The following is a 21,027-nucleotide window of genomic DNA, read 5'->3' as shown; positions in this document are numbered from 1 at the left end:
AAAATCAGAAATGTATCATGGACAATGCTTTGAAGATGCAGATAAATTGATTGAAAAAATAGAAGAATATATAGAATACTACAACACCAAACGGATTAAAGCCAAATTAAAAGGCCTGACTCCGGTTGAATATCGAAATCAGGCCTTACAAGCCGCTTAATCAAAGTGTCCAACTTTATGGGGTCACTTCATAATGCGGGCTTTAAGTTAATCAGATAAGATTATTTATCAAATTTGTTGATAATTTCTTCAGCTGTTTTACCATGAAGTTTACTTTTGATTTCTTCAGTTGTTTTTGCTTCATTACCCGCATTGTCGGGGTTCATTGCTGCAGCAGCTGTTACTTTAATGATTGCTCGACTAAAAGCCATTTTATCTTTATCACTTAATTTGTCACTGGCTGCTTTAATAGAATTAGTAAAAGTCTCTGGTGTTGTAAGATCAATTTTAGGTGAATCATCACCACAACCAATTAACGCAAAACTTAATAATAATACAGCTAATAGTTTTTTAAACATTTCCATTCCTTAAAAATAAATACTATTAAAACAAAGGTATTTTTATACTAAAAGATCTAACTTTCAAGCAATAAATGCATTTCAATTGAAAATAATATATTACTTTGTTTAAATTTAAACGTTGTTAGCGAGATCAAATTTTTATAAAAAAAACAAAGGGTTTATTTGAAATTATGTCTAAATTTTTGCTTAGAAAAGGCCGTTCCTCAAAATTTTTTTGATTTTAGTCGTAAAAAAGCTATATAGATTAAGCTGATCGGTTTTTATGCCCTATATTTTGGACATTTTAAATATTCTATGCGACTGCTGTATTTATAACCTATTAAAACTTGACGATAAGGTAAGCCAATGCTAATATTTGCCACCTATTCAGATAGACCTCTTCGGCGCGTTGGCAGAGTGGCCATGCTGCGGATTGCAAATCCGTCTACCTCGGTTCGACTCCGGGACGCGCCTCCATTAAAATCGATAAGTTACCTACAGTATTTGCTCGAATAAACTATCAAGTTAATAGAGATATTTATTCTTTATATGATATAGTTAATGATAATTATAGCGAATTGAGTATTATTATGACGGTAGAAAAACTTAGATATTGGTTATCATTTATTATTGCTTCAGTAGCAGTTTTCTTTTTTATTAATCAATTTGACCTATTTGATAAAAAAAATATTGAAAAGCAGTTAGTTACCATGTCAAAAGAAATAAATAAAAATACTCCATATCAGTTAGATCAGTTTACCATTTTAGATTCAACTATGGCATATAAAAATACAATAGTTTACAAAATGACAATTTTTAATATTAATTTTGAAGATTTAGAAATGGGTTTTGTTGAAAATAAACTTTTTTTGACTGTAAGAAACCTTCTTTGTACTGAAGAAAGTACAAAAAAAGCAATAAATAAAGGGGCGATTTTTAAATACATGTATAATGAAGAAAATGGTAAATATTTATTTTCTTTTGCTATAGATAGTAAAGATTGTTTGGAAATGTTAAAAGATGAATCAAAATAATCATTCTTTAGTAATCTTAAAGCTGAATATCATCATTAAAGTCCATTTGTAGTTCAGGTATTTTTGTAATTGTAAAAATATTTTCGATTTTTAATGTTATTTATTAAATCATTAATCAATTAAACAATCAAATAAGTACTCATCATTTAGTGTAAAACATTGATTGAGTTATGCCCACTTATAACGTTTATCAAGAAACAGGATAAAACATGGCATATTTTAATTATCATGCTAAAGCCAAAAAACTGATTTCGCACGGGTATCTAATACGCTATGAGTTTGTCGATAATTGGAATGGTATCAAACCTGCATTAGTTTTATATTTTGACAATGCTAACCCAATGCCGATAAGGGAGTATCGTTGGCATGAATATTTACCTCTGATTGGACTGGTTCCCGAAGATATAAATGACTTAGATTAATTGTTTAGTTTAACCAATCAGATTATAAATCACTATTGAATATTTCCAACATAAATAACCACTATTTACATTAATTATACAGTCATTGAGGGAAGATAATTGGGTATTATTAAAAACTTTTTCTAAATTGTTTTGATAGCTATTAAGCTATTATTGATTGTTATAATAATAAATTTGCCAATCTGATAGCTAAAGCGTAAAATGCCCATCCTATTTTGCTTAACCTATTGCCTTATAAGGTAATACTGACTTGAAATCAGAGGCATTTTTTAATGACAATGTTATATCCAAAACCAGAATTACTTTCACCAGCTGGTTCTCTTAAAAATATGCGTTACGCATTTGCTTATGGTGCTGATGCAGTTTATGCAGGGCAACCACGCTACAGTTTGCGAGTGCGCAATAATGAATTTAATCATGAAAATCTCGCTATTGGGATCAACGAAGCTCATGCTCAAGGTAAAAAGTTTTATGTGGTAGTTAATATTGCCCCTCATAATTCAAAATTAAAAACCTTTATTCGTGATTTAGAACCAATTGTTAATATGAAACCAGATGCGTTTATTATGTCTGATCCTGGTTTAATTATGTTGGTTCGTGAACATTTTCCGGAAATGGAAATTCATCTATCTGTACAATCAAATGCCGTTAATTGGGCAACAGTAAAATTCTGGCACAAGATGGGATTAACTCGGGTGGTGCTATCTCGAGAATTATCGCTGGATGAAATTAAAGAAATTCGTGAAAAAATACCAGAAATGGAGCTTGAAGTTTTTATTCATGGTGCGCTGTGTATGGCCTATTCAGGACGTTGCTTATTATCTGGTTATATTAATAAACGTGACTCAAATCAAGGTACTTGTACTAATGCTTGTCGTTGGGAATATAAAGTATCTGAGGGCAAAGAGGATGAAGTAGGGCAAATAGTCCATAAATGTGAGCCGATCCCTGTACAACAAGTTGAACCAACATTAGGTATTGGTACAACAACCAATCAGGTCTTTATGTTAGAAGAATCTGGTCGTCCTGGCGAATATATGCAAGCTTTTGAAGATGAACATGGTACTTATATCATGAATTCAAAAGATTTAAGAGCAGTTGAATTAGTCGAAGATCTGACAAAGATTGGCGTACATTCATTAAAAATTGAAGGTCGAACCAAATCGTTTTATTACTGTGCTCGAACTGCGCAAGTCTATCGTCAAGCTATTGATGCCGCCAGTGAAGGTAAACCATTTGATCCACGCCTGTTAGCTGAACTTGATTCTTTAGCTCATCGAGGATATACCGAAGGCTTTTTACGTCGCCATAAACATGAAGATATGCAAAACTATGTGCATAGTCATTCTGTATCTGATAGACAACAATTTGTTGGTGAGTTTAGTGGTCAACGTCTAAATGGCTTAGCTGAAATTATTGTTAAAAATAAATTTTCAGTAGGGGATAGTGTTGAAATGATGACCCCTAAAGGTAATATGACCTTTATTATTGAACGAATGGAAAATAAAAAAGGTCAACCGGTTCCGGCAGGACTTGGTGATGGTCACATTGTTTATATTCCAATCGCCAAAGATATTGATTTAAATTATGCGCTTTTAATGCGTAATTTTGATTAATCTATTTAACTTATATAACTAATAACTATATAACTAACTGTTCAGGTTTATGAACAGTTAGTTGTTATCACTACTGACGAATTAAATCTTCGCCATAACCAATCCATTTATACGTTGTTAACGCTTCAAGGCCCATTGGTCCTCTGGCATGTAATTTTTGCGTACTAACTGCAACTTCAGCTCCTAAACCGAATTGTGCACCATCGGTGAATCGGGTCGATGCATTAACATAAACTGCAGCAGCATCGACTAAGTTAACGAATTGTTCTGCATTTACAAGGCTACGCGTTAAAATGGCTTCTGAATGACCACTACCATATTCTCGAATATGTTCCACCGCCAATTCCAATGAATCAACAATGACAATATTCAGATCTTTGGAAAGCCACTCTTGTCTTAGTTCATCATCCTCAACGGCAAAAACATTTGCCACCCCAGCATTTAAAATTTTATAAGCATCGGGATCGGCATGAAATATCACTCGATTATCGGCCATGATTTGGCTAAGTTTTGGTAAAAAAGTATTGGCAATTTCAGTATGAACAAGTAATGTTTCAACGGTATTACAGGTACTTGGTCGCTGGGTTTTGGCATTAAGTATTATTGATAGCGCTTTATCAAAATCAGCACTTTCGTCGACAAAAATATGGCAAACACCAATACCACCAGTAATAACTGGTATGGTTGAATGTTCTCGACAAAGTTTGTGTAATGCTGCGCCACCGCGAGGAATAATCATATCAACATATTTATCGAGCTTGAGTAATTCAGTGATATATTTGCGATCAGGATTATCGATAGATTGAATTGCTGTTTCAGGTAAACCGACTTGTTTTAAAGCTTGCTGAATGATAGCTATAATAGCGGCATTGGTATTAACCGTCTCTTTACCTCCACGCAGTATAGCTGCATTGCCGGTTTTTAAGCAGAGAGCCGCAATATCAACAGTCACATTAGGACGAGCTTCATAGATAACACCAATCACACCTAACGGGACCCTGTGACGTTGTAACTTTAATCCGCTTGCTAATGTCGAACCATCAATAACTTGGCCAATTGGATCGGTTAAAGAAACAACATTTCGAACATCATTAGCAATAGATGATAATCGTTCGGAAGTTAATAACAGACGATCAAGTATTGCCTCGCTCAATCCTTGTTCTTTTGCCATAGCCATATCTTTCTGATTAGCATTAAGAATCTCATTAGCATTTAGTTCTAATAAATCGGCGATATGAATTAAAGCCTGATTTTTAATTTTTGTTGAGCATTGTGCTAATTGATATGAAGCAAGTTTGGCTGCTTTTCCCAATTGTTGTAACATCATCGTTATCTCTAAATTGTATTTTGAAAGTTTTAATTAATAAATATATTCTTCATTAAATTAAAAATTATTAATCTATAGAGTTTTATCTTTCAATACTATTTTTAAAATATCTAAAAGTTCTGTCTTAGAATTAGCTTCTAACACTTCTAAAGATATTTTTAAAATTGATTCTTTTCCATCCATCTCGTCGGTGTAGTTTATAAAAATTTTTTTCGGTTCATATTTTATCGATTTTATTAAATCAAATGGTACATTTATTTGGCTTTGTATCATAATTGGTCTGCATGTAATGAAGTTTTCACCTATTGTGACATATACCATAAAATATCTAACAATTAATACGATTATTGCAAATAAAAAAATAACAAAATTAAACCACAAATCAGGAGCAATGTGATAAAGAAATATTGCTGCAACAATCAAAACAATGATACGAAATATTACTAAACGACGAGCATAAATTATTTTTGGTGTTTGTAATTTCATTTTTTTTCTTTTATCCTTATATTTGTTATTTAATAATCATATCATTTCGATGTACGGCAACAGCTCCATATTCATAACCAATTATTTGGCTAATTTCTTGTGAATGATGTCCTGCTATTTGTCGTAATGCATCACTATTATAACGACTGACTCCTCGAGCTATTTGCTTACCAGATTTATCACAAATATTAATGACTTCACCTCGTGAAAAATCTTTTTCAACTGCGATAATGCCTTTTGGTAACAGCGAACTACCATTATTTAAAATGGCGTTAATCGCACCATCATCAAGTATCACTTTGCCTACGTTTGGTGCGCCATATAGCCAATGTTTGCGATGCTCCAAAGGTGTTTTTTGTGGTAAAAAACGGGTGCCAACCGATTGATTATTGACTGCATCAACAATCACATTGGCTTTATTTCCTGCAGCAATAATTACTTCTATACCTGCACTCCCAGCTACTTCGGCCGCTTGAATTTTGGTGCTCATGCCACCGGTTCCTAAACCTGAAACACTATCACCGGCGATGCTGCGCAACTCATCATTAATCTGAGTCACTTCTTTTATCAATTGAGCATTGCTATCGCTTCTTGGATCGGCAGTATATAAACCTTCAATATCGGTAAGTAATATCAATTTATCTGCTTCAGCTAAAATTGCGGCCAGTGCTGATAAATTATCGTTATCACCAACTTTAATTTCAGCAGTAGCGACAGCATCATTTTCATTAATCACTGGGACAATATTATTCTCTAGCATCGCTTTTAATGCATCTTGAGCATTTAAAAAGCGTTCACGATCTTCAAGATCTGCGCGAGTTAATAGCATTTGCCCAATATAAATTTTATATATCGAAAACAACTGCTCCCAAAGTTGGATTAATTTACTTTGACCAACTGAAGCAAGTAATTGTTTAGTGGCAACAGTATTGGGTAGGTTAGGATAGTTGAGGTATTCTCGACCAGCAGCAATGGCGCCCGAAGTCACAATAATAATTTTATGGCCCATTTGATGTAAATAAGAACATTGTCGAATCAGTTCTACTATTCTCGCTCGGTCTAACTGTTTAGTACCATCGGTTAAAACGCTAGTACCTAGCTTAACAACGACAGTTTGTTGTTTTTTATTCTTCATAGCAATACTCTTATTTAAATTAGCTATTACAAAATAGACTCCATCCATTTAACTGATTGAGTAAAAGCGTTTTGTAAACCTTTTTGTAATGGTGTTTTGGGGATTGTGACAATTTTGCTTTGTTTTGCTGATTGAATTAATTTCGCTTCACTCAAATTACTTAATTTATCATCTTCAAAGATAATATTCATAACTGGTACAGGACAAGAATGGGTTAATAATCCTTGATTCTTAAGAGAAAAATAATTCAATTCGGCTGCTAATTGTTGATTTGATACAGAAGTTAAACCTAAACGACTAGCTAGCATATCTTTGTAGCTATTAGGTAGATTTTGTTGCAATGCCTTATCAACAAATAGTTGGTGTACAAATGGAGTAAAATTAAATAACCCTTTAATTTTATTAGGCATTAAATAGGCAAGCCGTGTTGCAATATGTGAACCAAAGCGGAATCCAGCAACAATCACTCGATTGCTATCTACCCATGGAACCGATGATAGTTGTTCGATCACTGCTTGATGAATTTGGCTACTATTTTGACTCAATACAAAATTACGACTATATCCAACGGTAGGTAAATCGACAGTTAACATAGCAAAACCTTGTGGAGCTAAATACTCACTAAAATAACGATAGTAATCAATTTGTAAATTACCTAAACCATTGCAGACTAAAACAACAGGGCAAACTCCACTATTACTATTTTTTGGTAAATGCAAAATGGATTTAATCACCCGCTTTTCAACCTTAAATTCTAACTGTTTAGTTGAATATGGTGAATATTCAAGTGCCTTCATATATGATTGATAGGCACAGGTTTGGGCATACATCGCTAACTCATCATTTTTAAAATGAGGATAACTGGCAATGCTGGCGTATTCGCTGGCAATAAGATAATCCTGATGTAAGCTATTTTTGGATTCTTCAGTTAAACTAGATTGAGCTGCATTATCAGCTTTAGCTTGCCACATTGCAGCTTGATTTAAAAACTCATATATCCAGTTGCCAGATTGATAACCAATAACTGAATCCAACCATTTATCATTAGTATGGCGCTTAGTTGAGATGGCAATTCTTGATAAAACCGCTTCGATTTCTAACTTAGGTAGACCGCGCCAATACCATAAAAGAGGGTTAATAATTCGATACCATTTTGAATCAATTTCACCATCAAGAGGACTAATACTGCTGCCATTGCTGCTATCAAGACGATTGATTAGCGATGATGTTTCAGGGTAGTCATATTGTGGTTTGAATATCTTTTCAGAAAGGTTTTCCGTCATAACCATAGCAACCTAATTATATTGAATCATTATTTATTATCACAGATTGGTTTAACAAACATAACACCAGTATCCCATGGTTGTTCAATCCATGTATCTTGTGCGATATCGACAACATAATCATCAACTAGTGGTTTACCTGCGGGTTTAGCAAAAATTGTGACAAAGTGAGCCTTAGGATACATTTCACGGATGGTATGTGCTGTGCTACCAGTATCAACTAAATCGTCGACAACAATAAAACCTTCACCATCACCGTTTGCTTGTTTTAAAATTAATTTCTCACGTTGATGATCATGATCATAACTAGAAATACAAACTGTATCGACATAACGAATACTAAGTTCACGAGCTAGAATAGCTGCTGGTACTAAGCCACCACGGCTAACAGCGATGATGCCTTTCCATTGATTGGCGGGTAATAATCTCTCAGAAAGCTGACGACCATAAGCTTGTAGCATTTCCCAAGTGACATTGAATTTTTTCTTCTCAGCGATAAGTTCTGCTTTATGCTGTTTTTTTGCTTTGATTTCTTCTTCTGTTAAAGTTTGTTCTATTGACATGTGTAACCTGCAATTTTAATCGAATATACGAATTTAATAAATTAATATTAATGGGCTAAAAATAGATGTAAAATTGCACCTTATTATAGAGTGGTTAGATAAAAAAAACCACTTATTAATTCGTTACCCACCTAATATTGAGGATAAAATATGCTATCGACCTTAAATCCAAAATTTGTTTGGCAGATTTTTAATGATATTTGTAACATTCCCCATCCTTCACATCATGAACAAATGATAACTAAATATATAGTCGATTTTGCAACCACTCATCATATTGACTGTCAGCTAGATAAAGCCGGTAATGTTTTACTGCGTAAAGCTGCGTCTAAAGGTATGGAAGATTGTCCATCAATTGCTTTGCAAGCTCATATGGATATGGTTCCGCAAAAAAATGAAGGTACTCAACATGATTTTCTTGTTGATCCAATTCAAGCTTATGTTGATGGTGATTGGGTCAAAGCTAAAGGAACCACATTAGGTGCAGATAATGGCGTAGGTTTGGCATCAGCCTTGGCGGTATTGATTGATCCTTCAGTTGAACATGGCCCTCTTGAAGTATTAGTTACTACTTCGGAAGAGACGGGGATGCATGGCGCTTTCGGTCTACAACCTAATTGGTTGAAAAGTCATTATTTGATTAATACTGATTCTGAAGATGAAGGCGAAATATTTACTGGCTGTGCTGGAGGTGTTGATTTTACGACCAGTTTTGCCATCACATATGCGGTAATGCCAGAAATACATGATTGCTATATTCAACTCTCGCTAAAAGGTTTGAAAGGTGGTCATTCTGGTTGTGATATTCATCTTGGCCGTGGTAATGCAATAAAATTACTGGCAAGATTTTTAGCGGAATATGGACAAGATCTCTCATATCGATTAGCAGATATAAGAGGTGGTTCTTTACGTAATGCAATACCTCGAGAAGCATTTGCTGAATTAACCTTAAATAAACAAGATTTGCCAAAATTAGAACAGATTATTAACCAATATAAATCTATTTTACAAAATGAGTTTGGACAGGTTGAACCCAATATAGAATTAACCTTAAAAGAGATTAATAGTGATCATATTAAACGAGTCATCGCCGTTGAACAGCAAAGTAAAATTGTCAATTTATTAAACGTTGCGCCAAATGGTGTGGTGAGTATGAGTAGCCAAATTCATGGTGTTGTTGAAACATCTTTAAATCTGGGTATTGTAAGTATTAGCGATAATCAACTGAATGTTAATTTCTTAATTCGTTCTCAAGTTGATAGTGCGAAAGATGCAGTCGTTGCAACATTAATCTCGTTAAGCCAATTAGTGAATGCCAATTACGAAATTAGTGGTGGCTATTCGGGCTGGGAGCCTAATTTAAATTCCAGTCTTTTACAATTAGCTAAAGATAAATATCAAGAGATTTTCTCTAAACAAGCAAAAATTATGGTGATCCATGCTGGATTAGAATGTGGTCTATTTAAACAGTCTTATCCGGATATGGATATGATATCCATTGGCCCGACAATTGTTTCACCTCATTCACCTGATGAAAAAGTTAATATTCAAAGTGTTTATCGTTATTGGGAACTACTCATAGCAATCTTAAAATCTGCCAGTTATCTAAAATAATCATTAATCCTCCTCCTACAGATCTAATGTGTAGGAGGATGACATTTTCACCTCACTGCTAAAGTTTAAAATCGTGGCAGCAATTGTCTTTTTGAAAATAAATTCATAAAAAGTGAATAAAAATTCAACTTCCTCTTGTTTTGTTGTTTTAAATCGCCTACTATACTGCATAAAAATCTGAATGATAGATAAGGAAAGATATGTTAAAGGCAATAATTGTTGGGGCGAGTGGTTATGCAGGTGCAAAATTAGCTTACTATTTAACAAAACATCCAAATATTGAATTAGTCGCTTTAACGGTATCAGAAAATAGCCTTGATGCGGGCAAACTTATTTCTGATAGATTTTTATACCCGCAATTGAAAGGTGTTGTTGATTTACCTTTAATTGCCACGGCTGATTATTCTTCTCTGGTCAAAGATATTGATATTGTATTTTTAGCTACTGAACATTCTGTTAGTCACGATATCGCACCATTCTTTCTTGAAAATGGTTGTACAGTATTTGATTTATCGGGTGCGTTTCGAGTCAACTCTCCCTCGTTTTATACCCAATTTTATGGTTTTGAACATCAGCACCAACAGTGGTTAGATAAAGCTGTTTATGGTCTAGCTGAATGGAATTTTGATGCGATAAAAAATGCGCAATTAATCGCTGTACCAGGTTGTTATCCAACCGCATCGCAACTGCCACTAAAACCGTTAATTGAAGAAGATTTACTAGACAAAAGGCAATGGCCTGTCATCAATGCTGTGAGTGGCGTTAGTGGTGCAGGCCGTAAACCTTCTACAAATAATCTATTTTGTGAGGTTAGTTTACATGCTTATGGCATATTTACTCATCGTCATCAACCTGAAATTGCGACACATTTAGGGCAGGAAGTTATTTTTACTCCTCATTTAGGTTGTTTTAAAGATGGTATTCACGCCACTATCACCTGTCAGGTGAAAGAAGGGGTGAGTGAGGAAGATATTCTTACCGCTTTAAATAAATATTATGATGATAAGCCATTAGTAAGAGTTTACCAAAAACAGTGGCCAGCCCTAAAATCGGTAATTGGCTTACCTTATTGTGATATTGGTTTTGTGCTTAAAGACCAACATCTGATTTTAATCTCTGTAGAAGACAATTTATTAAAAGGTGCAGCTGCGCAAGCAGTACAATGTATGAATATTCGATTTGGTTTTGATGAAACAACAGCCTTATTATAAAGATAGATACTGATTTGTTAATAATGACAAGTTTATATCAGTGAACTTTTATTAGAGTGAATAGGAAATAAAAATGAAACCATTGATTATTAAGTTTGGCGGTGTATTACTCGATAATAAAGATGCATTAAGTAAATTATTTATTGTTATTAGCGAATACAAAAAAAATTTTAAACGTCCTTTAATTATTGTTCATGGTGGTGGTAGTGTGGTTGATTCATTAATGGATCGACTCTCCTTACCTGTCGTTCGACGTAATGGTTTACGCGTTACACCGGCAGATCAAATAGATGTCATTGTTGGTAGCCTTGCTGGTAGTGCGAATACCACAATTTTGTCAGAAGCTAAAAAATTACAAATAGCTAGTATTGGACTCTGCTTAGCCGATGGTGATAGCGTAAAAGTTAAGCAAATTTCTGAAGAGTTAGGTTATGTCGGTGAAGCTGAACAAGGCGATCCGGCCTTAATCAATTTACTCCTTAATAATGGTTATTTACCTATTGTTAGTTCAATTGGGATTACCGATGAAGGCAAGATGATGAATGTCAATGCCGATCACGCAGCTGTTGCCTTGGCAAAAACTTTAAATGCAGATTTAATTTTACTATCTGATGTATCTGGTGTTTTAGATGAAAACAAACAATTAATCGAATCGTTAACACAAGCTGAGGCAGATCATCTAATTGCTCAAGGAATTATTACCGATGGAATGATCGTGAAAGTGAATTCTGCATTTGAAGCGGCTAAAACATTAGGTCGACCAATAGATATCGCTAGCTGGAAAGAATCAGATAAACTCATTGAATTATTTAATGGAAAATCAGGCATAACGGGTACAAGAATTATTGCTTAAATATAAATCAGTCAGTATATTAAACAAGTATATTTATTGTTAGATATACTTGGCTTAGTGTTTAAAACATTTATTTTTTTCGTCAGTAAATTATGAAAGGGTATAACATGAAAAAAAGTGCAACAAAAAAAGTAGTTTTAGCCTATTCTGGTGGCTTAGATACATCAGCTATTATTCCTTGGTTGAAAGAGAATTATGGCGATTGTGAAGTTTACGCTTTAGTCGCCAATGTTGGACAAGATCCTAAAGAACTAAAAGATGTGGAAAAAAAGGCCAAAGCATCTGGCGCAGTAGCTTGTAAAGTTGTTGATTTACGCGAAGAGTTTGTTAAAGATTATGTTTACCCTGTTTTAAAAACTGGCGCATTATATGAAGGAACGTATTATCTTGGTACTTCAATGGCTCGCCCAATCATTGCTAAAGCTCAAGTAGAATATGCATTAGAAGTTGGCGCGGATACCCTTTGTCATGGTGCGACAGGTAAAGGTAATGACCAAGTCCGTTTTGAAACAACTTATACTGCTTTAGCGCCACAATTAAAAGTAATTGCGCCATGGCGTGAATGGGATTTACGTTCACGTGAAGCGTTAATTGATTATCTAAAAGTACGAAAAATTCCTACTACAGCAACAGTTGAAAAAATTTACAGTCGTGACGAAAATGCCTGGCATATTTCAACCGAAGGTGGGGTGTTAGAAAGCACTTGGAATCAAGCCAATGCTGATTGTTGGGCATGGACTGTATCGCCAGAAGATGCACCAGATAAAGCTGAATTTGTCACTATTGGTATTGAAAAAGGCGAAGTTGTTGCCGTTAATGGTAAAAAATTATCACCATATAACTGTGTAGCCACGCTGAATAAAATTGGTTCAAAACATGGTGTAGGTCGAGTAGATATTATTGAAAATCGTTTAGTCGGCATCAAATCTCGTGGTTGTTATGAAACCCCTGGTGGAACTATCATGATGACAGCGTTACGTGGTTTAGAACAACTGATCTTAGATCGTGATAGCTTCAAATGGCGCGAACAACTTGGTCTAGAAATGGCTTACGTTGTTTATGATGGTCGCTGGTTTGCACCATATCGCCGTTCTCTTCAAGCTGCTGCAGAAGTGTTAGCAGAAGATATGACTGGTGAAGTTGTAGTTAAACTTTATAAAGGTAATGCAACCGCAGTACAGAAGAAATCACCAAATAGCTTATATAGCGAAGAGTTTGCAACGTTTGGTGAAGATGAGGTTTACGATCACAGTCATGCCGGTGGCTTTATTCGTCTATTCTCTCTATCTTCACGCATCCGTGCTTTAAATGAAGGTAAGAAAAATCAGCCGACTAAAAAAGCTAAATCGGCAGCGAAAGAAACCACAAAATCAAAAAGTAAAACTAAAACTAAAAAGTAATTTTTAAGACTTTTTAATTAGATATAAAACCTAATATATACAGACTTTGGTCTGTATATATTTTTCGATAGTATCGTTATAGATAAACTTATCATTAAAATTATTAAAAAAACAATAAATTTTAATTATTTAGGACTGATTTGAAATAAAACATTTGAGGTGATTATGGCATTATGGGGTGGGCGTTTTAGCCAAGCAGCAGATCAACGATTTAAACACTTTAATGATTCTCTGCGCTTTGACTATCGGCTTGCAGAGCAAGATATCATTGGCTCAATTGCATGGTCTAAAGCATTGGTCACTGTCAACGTTTTATCTCATGATGAACAACAGCAGTTAGAACAAGCGTTAAATGAATTATTGAGTTCGGTACGACATGATCCGCAGCAGATCTTAAAAAGTGATGCTGAAGATATTCATAGTTGGGTAGAACAAAAACTAATAGAAAAAGTCGGTGATTTAGGTAAAAAACTTCATACAGGTCGCAGTCGTAATGATCAGTCAACAACTGATCTAAAATTATGGTGTAAAGATGAAATTGCTCATCTTATCTCTGCTATCAATCAATTACGTAAAACACTGGTGTTAACTGCAGAACAACATCAAGATGCGGTTATGCCTGGTTATACTCACTTACAACGTGCTCAGCCAATAACTTTTGCGCATTGGTGTTTAGCGTATTATGAAATGTTAACGCGTGATGAAAGTCGTTTGCAAGATACACTAAAACGCTTGGATGTTAGTCCTTTAGGTTGTGGTGCTTTAGCCGGTACAGCTTATCCTATGGATCGTGATATGTTAGCCAACTGGTTAGGTTTCGCAACTGCAACCAATAATAGCTTGGATACGGTGTCTGATAGGGATCATGTGCTTGAACTACTCAATAATGCATCAATCGGTATGGTTCATTTATCACGTTTTGCTGAAGATTTAATTATTTTTAATAGTGGTGAAGCGGACTTTGTTGAATTATCTGACCGTGTTACTTCAGGATCTTCATTAATGCCGCAGAAAAAAAATCCAGATGCATTAGAATTAATTCGCGGTAAAGCAGGGCGAGTGGTTGGCGCATTAACAGGAGCATTAGTCACATTTAAAGGATTACCTCTGGCATATAATAAAGATCTACAAGAAGATAAAGAGCACTTATTTGATGCACTTGACAGTTGGCAAGCGTGTTTAGATATGGCGGTATTAGTACTTGAAGATATAAAAATCAATTACCAAAATTGTCAAAATGCTGCTAAACAAGGTTATTCTAATGCGACAGAACTTGCTGATTATCTTGTGGCTAAAGGCATTCCATTTAGACAAGCGCACCATATTGTTGGTGAGGCGGTAGTAGGAGCGATTGCGAAACAAAAAGCATTAGAAGAGCTAACTATAGATGAATTAAAACAATACAGCCAAGTCATTGAGGATGATGTTTATCCTATATTATCTTTAGAATCTTGCTTAGCGAAACGATCTGCAAAAGGTGGCGTATCACCGCAACAAGTAAAATTCGCCATCGAAAATGCTAAACAGCAACTAGCTCTCTAAATTTCATTTTCTTTGCGACAAATGCCGACTATTGTCGGTATTTTTATGCTTCAAAAAACCCGTTCCTCAAAATTTTTTGATAAAAATCTGATTGTATATTGGTTCATAGAGTGTAAAAATAGATTTTCTATTTTTTGATGGATGAAAGTGAATTGCAATGAGTAAAAGTTATAATTTTAGTGCAGGCCCAGCCAAACTACCGGCGGATGTTTTAAAGCAAGTACAAGCTGAATTATTAAATTGGCAAAACACTGGTGCATCGGTGATGGAACTAAGTCATCGAGGTAAAGAATTTGATGCATGTGCGATTGAAGCAACTAACGATCTTCGTGATCTTTTAAATGTACCAGAAAATTATAAAATCTTATTTTGCCAAGGTGGAGCTAGAGCTCAGTTTGCTGCTGTACCATTAAATATTTTAGCTAATAATACTCACGCTGATTACATCAATAGTGGCTATTGGAGTCAGTGTGCAGCGAAAGAAGCGACAAAATATTGTAATGTAATTGAGCAAAATGTCGTTATCAAAAATGCAGGAATAACCTCGATCAAACCCATGTCTGAATGGCAATTAAGCAATAACAGCGCTTATGTTCATTATTGTCCCAATGAAACCATCGATGGAGTTGAAATATTTGAACAACCTGACTTTGCCGATAAAACTGTCGTAGCAGATTTATCTTCTTGTATTTTATCACAACCTATCGATGTTAAGCGTTACGGTATTATTTATGCTGGTGCACAGAAAAATATCGGCCCATCAGGAATTACTATTGTCATTGTTCGTGAAGATCTGATTGGTTATGCGCAAAAAGTGTTACCTTCGGTACTTGATTACAAAATATTATTAGATCATGATTCAATGTTTAATACTCCACCAACTTTTGCCTGGTATATGTCAGGTTTAGTTTTCAAATGGATTAAGAGTTTAGGTGGATTAAGTGCGATGCAACAACGAAATCAAGCAAAAGCACAATTACTTTATCAATTTATTGATCAGTCTGATTTTTACCGTAATACCGTAGCGGTAGAGAATCGTTCCATTATGAATGTAACTTTTTTATCACCAAATGAAGAACTAGATAAGAAGTTTGTCAGTGAGGCTACTCAAGCGAATATTATTGGCATTAAAGGTCACCGAATTGCAGGCGGAATGCGCGCATCAATTTACAATGCAATGGAAATTGAAGGTGTCAAATACCTTATTGAATTTATGCAACAGTTTGAAAAGCAAAATGGCTAATTATTTTGGTAAATTTTACTAAAAAGGGATATCAATATATCCCTTTTTTTATTTGCTGATTAGCTATTTACAGCTGAAAACTTCCCCAACCATAATCGCGTCTGTTGGAGCAATCTCGGAAACATATTGTAAAGAAGCATCTTGTGCATTATAAATTACGTTACCACCCATAGCTGCAGCCTTATTCATTAAATCAGTTGCTGCATCACGGATTAATTCGCTATGCGTTTTTAAACCAGAAAAGAAGGTATTGCGACGACCTTCAGCTTTACCAATAAATTGACAGGTTTCTGCTGGTTTCGTATCAATAAATTGAACTTGGCGGCCGGCCGAGGTAGCTTGATAATCTGAACTACTACAGCCATTTAAAAATAATGTCATTGACAGTGCAGCACTAATAAAAAGAGTTTTTTTGATAGACATAATATTCCCTCAACCAATAAACGAATATGAGTAATGATAATTTAAAATATTGTATCAGGATAATTGATTAAAAAATATCGCTTATTGTAAACGATGGTATTATGATAAATATCAGCTCAATAATTAACCGAATCAACCTATTTAGTTAATTAATTGTAGCAAATTAATTTTAACTCTATTATAATCGCAACCCTACTAAGTCAGTAGCACATCAAAACATGGCCCCTTAGCTCAGTTGGTCAGAGCAGTCGACTCATAATCGATTGGTCACTGGTTCAAGTCCAGTAGGGGCCACCATTTTCTAAATTGATATAAACTATTCACAAAATTATTCCTTTATTTTAAAGACTTATATCTTGCTAAAAATGCAAAAATAATCACTATCGACGATATCAAGGGCAGATTTACCAAATCAACTGCTGCGATTAATTTTGCTTCTTCTAGTGCGTCTTCAGGTATAAAAACATTGGTTCATGAATAACTGCCTCACATAGAGGTTTTTTATTACTTAATTTGGAAGAGCAGATGTATGTTTACTCCACATGTGAAATATATCGTTGAACATCGTCATTCCTATTGGTTAATCTTTAAAATTAACTCTACTAAGCCTGACCAATTAAAAAAATTGGGCTTTTTTATTATTAAAATACGTTATCTGCTTCGTATTGATTCATAACAGTTTTTTAATAACATTTTTTATCTATTGATTTATATTGATATTTTTTCTTGTTAGTAACGTTTAAACTCTGTTTTAGATTGACAAAACAATAAAATGGCTGTGTATTCACACAGTAATTTAACTAAAAGGGAAAAACACATGACTAAAGTTGTAGAGATGGGACAGATGATTTTATAAATGGCAAAACACCGTAATTTAGAACAGATAACTTATTGTGACAGGTGATTTTTCGAATACTACTACGCCTGTAAGTATTGTGAATGGGAGAATTACTGGTGTAGATGGATTTGCGTCAGAGTGGTTTCGCAATTCTGACTTTTATCGTAGATATTCACCACCAATTATTCCACCAAAGAAAGTTACCTCACCAAAGAGAATTTTACCTAAAAATAGCTTAGACGGGAGCGGGATTTATCAAATCGAAGTAAATAAGCAATTTATTGATGTTACTGTAGATAGTAATGGAAGGTCATCAGTCAATAACAAAAATGTTGATGAAAAAGTAAAAGTGGAAGCTCAAAAAGAAGCTGAAAAAATATTTAAAGATAATTTCGCCATAATCAATAATGAACATCTTGATGAACAACTAAAAAAGGACAAGCTAGAATACGAAAAAAATAGACTTGAACACAATGCATCCTCAGCAACCAAAATACCTTCTGATTATAAAAGAATTGCTTTGGTAAACTTTGTAAATAAAGATGGTGATTTTGTTTCTGTAGTTAAAGATCTCGATAAAGGTGATTCATATCGTGATTTTAGGCAAGATACTTCTTCAAAATTTTCTGATTATTATCTAGGCGCCAACGTCGTTAGTCAGGTTGCTAATCGTCCTATGATATAAATGATCTGAAGAATGAGTTTCTGAAGGCTACTACAAGTGGTAATTGGAGACCATTCTTTGTAAAAGCGGAAACTATATTCGTTGGTTATGCAGCAGTAACGATTGTTGCCTATATTTTTGCAATTATGACCGGCTCCTATATAGGTATTATTGGGTCTGTTTTTCTTCTAGCAACAGTTGGCGCACTAATTGATGACGACTTAATGGAAAAAATTAATAAATTAATCGGTATATAGTTAAATCTAATAATTGAGCTACCAATTTATTTGGTGGCTTGTTTTATGAAATACCAATATATAATAAAAAACAGAGTGAATGGTATCGCAAAAATAAAATAGAAAAAGTAACAAAGTGCATATAAGCGATATTTAGCTATATTTGATTTTAAAAATATCTCAGTTTTAAATATTCTTAGAAAGTATTTTAAAAAGATATTTTCGACTGTAAACTTAGCAAAAGGGAATAATAAAGTATTAACAATAAAGAAAGCCAAATCTAGATAATGATTACGAATATCTTTCCATAATATAAAAATATCAATAACTAAAATAGTTATGCTCCATAACATATTATTTCTATAATACTTTTTATCCATATATACACCTGAATTCAAATACAAAGAACATATTATTTAAAATTATCATCAAAATTTAAGTAAGTCGATTTCATTTTCAAATTATATATAGATGTTATTACCTTCTCGGCTTACTCAATCAAATCAAGCGACAATAGGATACATACATATGATACTTACACATAAGAGCTGTGAGCCGCTTTTCTGTTAATTATCAATCTTATTCGAGGTTACATCATGAAGATAAAACCTATACAAAATAACGACCCAAGTAGTTGGATGTACTGGCTTATTACTTTAGACATGGCTACGCTTGGCTCGATAGCAAAAACAGTATTTGATATTATTAATAAAAAAATTTGTTGGTTTAAAAATAGCATTATGTCAACTGATTATGTCAATGTTTGCAGGTGCATTAACGATTTTATTGTCTATTTCGCTTCAATTTGGAGCTGAATTTATTGGATGTATGGCTGACTCCGCTGGTTGGCTTGGCGCTGAAATGATTAAAGTCATAGTGGATAGAATGAAAAAATATGGGGGACAATGAATGTTAGCAAAAAAGGCAGAGATTTAATTAAGTGTAACGGGATATATTTATACGAAAGTTTTTATTAAAAATCAATAAATTATGATTTATCTTCAAGGTTTTCGTCATTAAATACTAAGAATTGTTCAGCTACAAAGATAAGTAATTCTCTATCTATTTTTGTATTTGAATACATAATTAATCTCCGAGGCATTAATGAGAATATACTCATAGGGTATATTTCCTATGGGTAACTATTTATATTTTATTAATTAGAGCTTTTAATTTCCATTAGCACATCATCATTATCAATGATTTCACTATCAACATTTAATACTGCTTCTGCATAAAAATCAAAAATGCATCACTTCCTATTTTTTTTAGCAGTTCCCAAAAAACAGATCAAAATACACTGGTCACGATCTCCTGTAGATAAAATCTCTTAATAAGATGAATTAAAACGACTAACAACTTGACGATAAAAATTACCTGGACTATTACGACATTGCCATTGTTCTCTTAACCAATTCTCCATAGAGCATAGATAGATATTAAATACAATGCCGTCAGCATAAGAATAAGCATTAAAAAAATCATATTGTTGAATATTAGCCAAAATATCTTCATCAATTTTTTCAATATCGTCTAGAAGATATATTAAACGCCGATTATTTGGAACATTAGCTTTGGGAATAAGCGATTAAAACTCTTCAACCAGTGGGCATATAAATTCAAGCACTTCCGATGTGTTATAGTCCACATACCTATCTTGATGCCAACCAATATTTTCTGGCTAATCATCTATATATTTTAAATTACTTTTTAGATGTTCAAACAGTTCAATGAACAGCTAACGTGCTTTTGTATTTCTCGAATTAAATTCAATAAACTGTTTTGCGACGAAAATTAAGATTTCATTGTCAACACTAGTTTTAGTGAACATAGTGTTCTCCTATATAAATTAAGAAAGGAGAACTATTCCCAATGGATAATATTGGTAGTTGGTAAACTTTAAGTATTTATATCCATCCACGTTCGGCAAATGAAACATATATACTTTTTCTAATGACAAAATGGTTCAACACTTTCATTTCAAACATCTCTGCTGCTTGATTTAACTCTCTAGTCATGTTTCGATTAGCATTACTTGGTTCAAGTTCCACAGAAGGATGGTTATGAGTGAAATTAGGCCTACAGCATTAAATAACAAATCTTGACGAATTACATCTCTTGTACAAACTGATACAACAAACCTAATGAAAAGTCCTGTTAGAAACGTGATATTGTTGAAAGATTTACTTGGGCATACATCAATTTCAACCTCATTGGAATATATTGAAACCAATTGTGAACAACTACGATCATGTTTAGATGAGCATTTTGTTGATAACCATTATAAATATTTGGATGTTACCTAAATATTTTACAATTTATTTAAAAACATCATTGAAATTATTGACAGTATAATTCAATAATCTATATTACTATCAGAATCAATCCATCTTTGAATGATTTATATAAACTATAAATAGTCGACTCATAATCGATTTGCTACTGATTCAAGTCTAGTAGTGGCCACCATTTTCTAAATTGATATTAAACTATTCACAAAATTATTACTTTATTTTAAAAACTAATATCCTGCTAAAAATGAAAAAGTTATAATTATTACACTGATGAGCAAGGTAGATATAACAAATCAATTATAGTTATATTGCTCTCTTTAATTGTATCAACACTGCTTAAATA

General features: G+C 33.7%; 21 protein-coding genes, 2 tRNA genes and 2 pseudogenes. 15 read left to right on the top strand and 10 right to left on the bottom strand.

From position 1 onward, the window contains the following. The first annotated feature begins 10 nt into the window (after positions 1-10). The gene (locus B6D18_RS09770) at positions 11-160 is read left to right on the top strand and encodes an IS3 family transposase (protein ID WP_086364279.1); all 150 of its coding nucleotides are present in this window, start codon (positions 11-13) and stop codon (positions 158-160) included. A gap of 61 nt (positions 161-221) precedes the next feature. Here the strand turns inward: B6D18_RS09770 and B6D18_RS09765 are convergent, their stop codons facing one another. Next, the gene (locus B6D18_RS09765; protein ID WP_086364278.1) at positions 222-518 is read right to left on the bottom strand and encodes a DUF6694 family lipoprotein; all 297 of its coding nucleotides are present in this window, start codon (positions 516-518) and stop codon (positions 222-224) included. Positions 519-903: 385 nt separating this feature from the next. Between B6D18_RS09765 and B6D18_RS09760 the strand changes: the two genes are divergently transcribed. From B6D18_RS09760 to yegQ, 4 genes are all read left to right on the top strand, one after another. Next, positions 904-977: transfer RNA gene (locus B6D18_RS09760), tRNA-Cys, on the top strand. A 113-nt stretch (positions 978-1,090) separates the two neighbouring features. Continuing rightward, positions 1,091-1,534, top strand: coding sequence for a hypothetical protein (locus B6D18_RS09755; RefSeq protein WP_086364277.1), 444 nt, complete (start codon positions 1,091-1,093; stop codon positions 1,532-1,534). Positions 1,535-1,743: 209 nt separating this feature from the next. Continuing rightward, positions 1,744-1,956 (top strand): thermostable hemolysin delta-VPH, encoded by a 213-nt coding sequence (locus B6D18_RS09750; protein WP_086364276.1) that lies wholly within the window; start codon positions 1,744-1,746, stop codon positions 1,954-1,956. Positions 1,957-2,234: 278 nt separating this feature from the next. Further along, entirely contained in the window at positions 2,235-3,572 is a 1,338-nt protein-coding gene (yegQ, locus tag B6D18_RS09745; protein ID WP_086364282.1) for a tRNA 5-hydroxyuridine modification protein YegQ, read from the top strand. Positions 3,573-3,642: 70 nt separating this feature from the next. Here yegQ and proA read toward each other — a convergent pair whose 3' ends face one another. The 5 genes from proA to gpt all read right to left on the bottom strand — a co-directional run bounded on the left by proA (position 3,643) and on the right by gpt (position 8,366). Beyond that, positions 3,643-4,896 carry a glutamate-5-semialdehyde dehydrogenase gene (proA, locus tag B6D18_RS09740; protein ID WP_086364281.1) on the bottom strand — a complete coding sequence of 418 codons (1,254 nt, stop codon included), beginning with the start codon at positions 4,894-4,896 and terminating at the stop codon, positions 3,643-3,645. Positions 4,897-4,971: 75 nt separating this feature from the next. After that, on the bottom strand, positions 4,972-5,385 hold the full coding sequence (locus B6D18_RS09735) for a hypothetical protein (RefSeq protein WP_086364275.1): 414 nt from the start codon (positions 5,383-5,385) through the stop codon (positions 4,972-4,974). A gap of 25 nt (positions 5,386-5,410) precedes the next feature. Further along, positions 5,411-6,520, bottom strand: a complete 1,110-nt coding sequence (proB, locus tag B6D18_RS09730; RefSeq protein ID WP_086364280.1) for a glutamate 5-kinase — start codon at positions 6,518-6,520, stop codon at positions 5,411-5,413. A gap of 26 nt (positions 6,521-6,546) precedes the next feature. Continuing rightward, positions 6,547-7,803, bottom strand: coding sequence for an esterase FrsA (gene frsA / locus B6D18_RS09725; RefSeq protein WP_158092569.1), 1,257 nt, complete (start codon positions 7,801-7,803; stop codon positions 6,547-6,549). Between the two features lie 29 nt (positions 7,804-7,832). Further along, a complete protein-coding gene (gene gpt / locus B6D18_RS09720; RefSeq protein WP_086364273.1) occupies positions 7,833-8,366 on the bottom strand; it encodes a xanthine phosphoribosyltransferase in 534 nt (177 codons plus the stop codon). Between the two features lie 150 nt (positions 8,367-8,516). Here gpt and B6D18_RS09715 point away from each other — a divergent pair, with 150 nt between their 5' ends. The 6 genes and pseudogenes from B6D18_RS09715 (at position 8,517) to serC (ending at position 16,229) form a co-directional block, all read left to right on the top strand. Then, entirely contained in the window at positions 8,517-9,980 is a 1,464-nt protein-coding gene (locus B6D18_RS09715) for an aminoacyl-histidine dipeptidase (protein ID WP_086364272.1), read from the top strand. 200 nt (positions 9,981-10,180) lie between these two features. Beyond that, positions 10,181-11,191, top strand: coding sequence for an N-acetyl-gamma-glutamyl-phosphate reductase (gene argC, locus B6D18_RS09710; RefSeq protein ID WP_086364271.1), 1,011 nt, complete (start codon positions 10,181-10,183; stop codon positions 11,189-11,191). Positions 11,192-11,264: 73 nt separating this feature from the next. Then, positions 11,265-12,044 carry an acetylglutamate kinase gene (gene argB / locus B6D18_RS09705; RefSeq protein ID WP_065651218.1) on the top strand — a complete coding sequence of 260 codons (780 nt, stop codon included), beginning with the start codon at positions 11,265-11,267 and terminating at the stop codon, positions 12,042-12,044. 107 nt (positions 12,045-12,151) lie between these two features. Further along, a pseudogene (locus tag B6D18_RS09700) lies at positions 12,152-13,363 on the top strand (argininosuccinate synthase); the annotation flags it as partial. A gap of 246 nt (positions 13,364-13,609) precedes the next feature. After that, entirely contained in the window at positions 13,610-14,986 is a 1,377-nt protein-coding gene (gene argH, locus B6D18_RS09695) for an argininosuccinate lyase (protein WP_086364269.1), read from the top strand. Positions 14,987-15,143: 157 nt separating this feature from the next. Beyond that, a complete protein-coding gene (gene serC / locus B6D18_RS09690) occupies positions 15,144-16,229 on the top strand; it encodes a 3-phosphoserine/phosphohydroxythreonine transaminase (protein ID WP_086364268.1) in 1,086 nt (361 codons plus the stop codon). A gap of 63 nt (positions 16,230-16,292) precedes the next feature. Here serC and B6D18_RS09685 read toward each other — a convergent pair whose 3' ends face one another. After that, on the bottom strand, positions 16,293-16,652 hold the full coding sequence (locus B6D18_RS09685) for a DUF4156 domain-containing protein (protein WP_086364267.1): 360 nt from the start codon (positions 16,650-16,652) through the stop codon (positions 16,293-16,295). A 220-nt stretch (positions 16,653-16,872) separates the two neighbouring features. Here B6D18_RS09685 and B6D18_RS09680 point away from each other — a divergent pair. The 3 genes from B6D18_RS09680 (at position 16,873) to B6D18_RS13045 (ending at position 18,411) form a co-directional block, all read left to right on the top strand. Continuing rightward, positions 16,873-16,949, top strand: a tRNA-Ile gene (locus tag B6D18_RS09680). A gap of 638 nt (positions 16,950-17,587) precedes the next feature. Next, positions 17,588-18,175 (top strand): hypothetical protein, encoded by a 588-nt coding sequence (locus B6D18_RS09675; RefSeq protein WP_144063976.1) that lies wholly within the window; start codon positions 17,588-17,590, stop codon positions 18,173-18,175. Beyond that, on the top strand, positions 18,172-18,411 hold the full coding sequence (locus tag B6D18_RS13045) for a colicin-like pore-forming protein (protein ID WP_086364265.1): 240 nt from the start codon (positions 18,172-18,174) through the stop codon (positions 18,409-18,411). The genes B6D18_RS09675 and B6D18_RS13045 overlap by 4 nt, the downstream gene beginning before the upstream one ends. A gap of 26 nt (positions 18,412-18,437) precedes the next feature. On the opposite strand, the gene B6D18_RS09665 is transcribed toward B6D18_RS13045, so the two are convergent. Then, a complete protein-coding gene (locus tag B6D18_RS09665; protein ID WP_086364264.1) occupies positions 18,438-18,770 on the bottom strand; it encodes a hypothetical protein in 333 nt (110 codons plus the stop codon). Positions 18,771-19,143: 373 nt separating this feature from the next. Between B6D18_RS09665 and B6D18_RS09660 the strand changes: the two genes are divergently transcribed. Then, the gene (locus tag B6D18_RS09660) at positions 19,144-19,299 is read left to right on the top strand and encodes a hypothetical protein (RefSeq protein ID WP_144063975.1); all 156 of its coding nucleotides are present in this window, start codon (positions 19,144-19,146) and stop codon (positions 19,297-19,299) included. Between the two features lie 421 nt (positions 19,300-19,720). Here B6D18_RS09660 and B6D18_RS12630 read toward each other — a convergent pair whose 3' ends face one another. Both B6D18_RS12630 and B6D18_RS13040 read right to left on the bottom strand, forming a co-directional pair. Further along, entirely contained in the window at positions 19,721-19,894 is a 174-nt protein-coding gene (locus B6D18_RS12630; RefSeq protein WP_158092568.1) for a hypothetical protein, read from the bottom strand. Positions 19,895-20,297: 403 nt separating this feature from the next. Next, positions 20,298-20,447, bottom strand: a pseudogene (locus tag B6D18_RS13040) (JAB domain-containing protein); the annotation flags it as partial. Positions 20,448-21,027 lie beyond the last annotated feature (580 nt).

It is taken from the genome of Gilliamella sp. A7 (genome assembly GCF_002142015.1).
Lineage (GTDB): Bacteria > Pseudomonadota > Gammaproteobacteria > Enterobacterales > Orbaceae > Gilliamella > Gilliamella apis_A.
The sequence above is the reverse complement of the archived record's forward strand: the minus strand, read 5'-3'. Positions and strand labels throughout refer to the sequence as shown.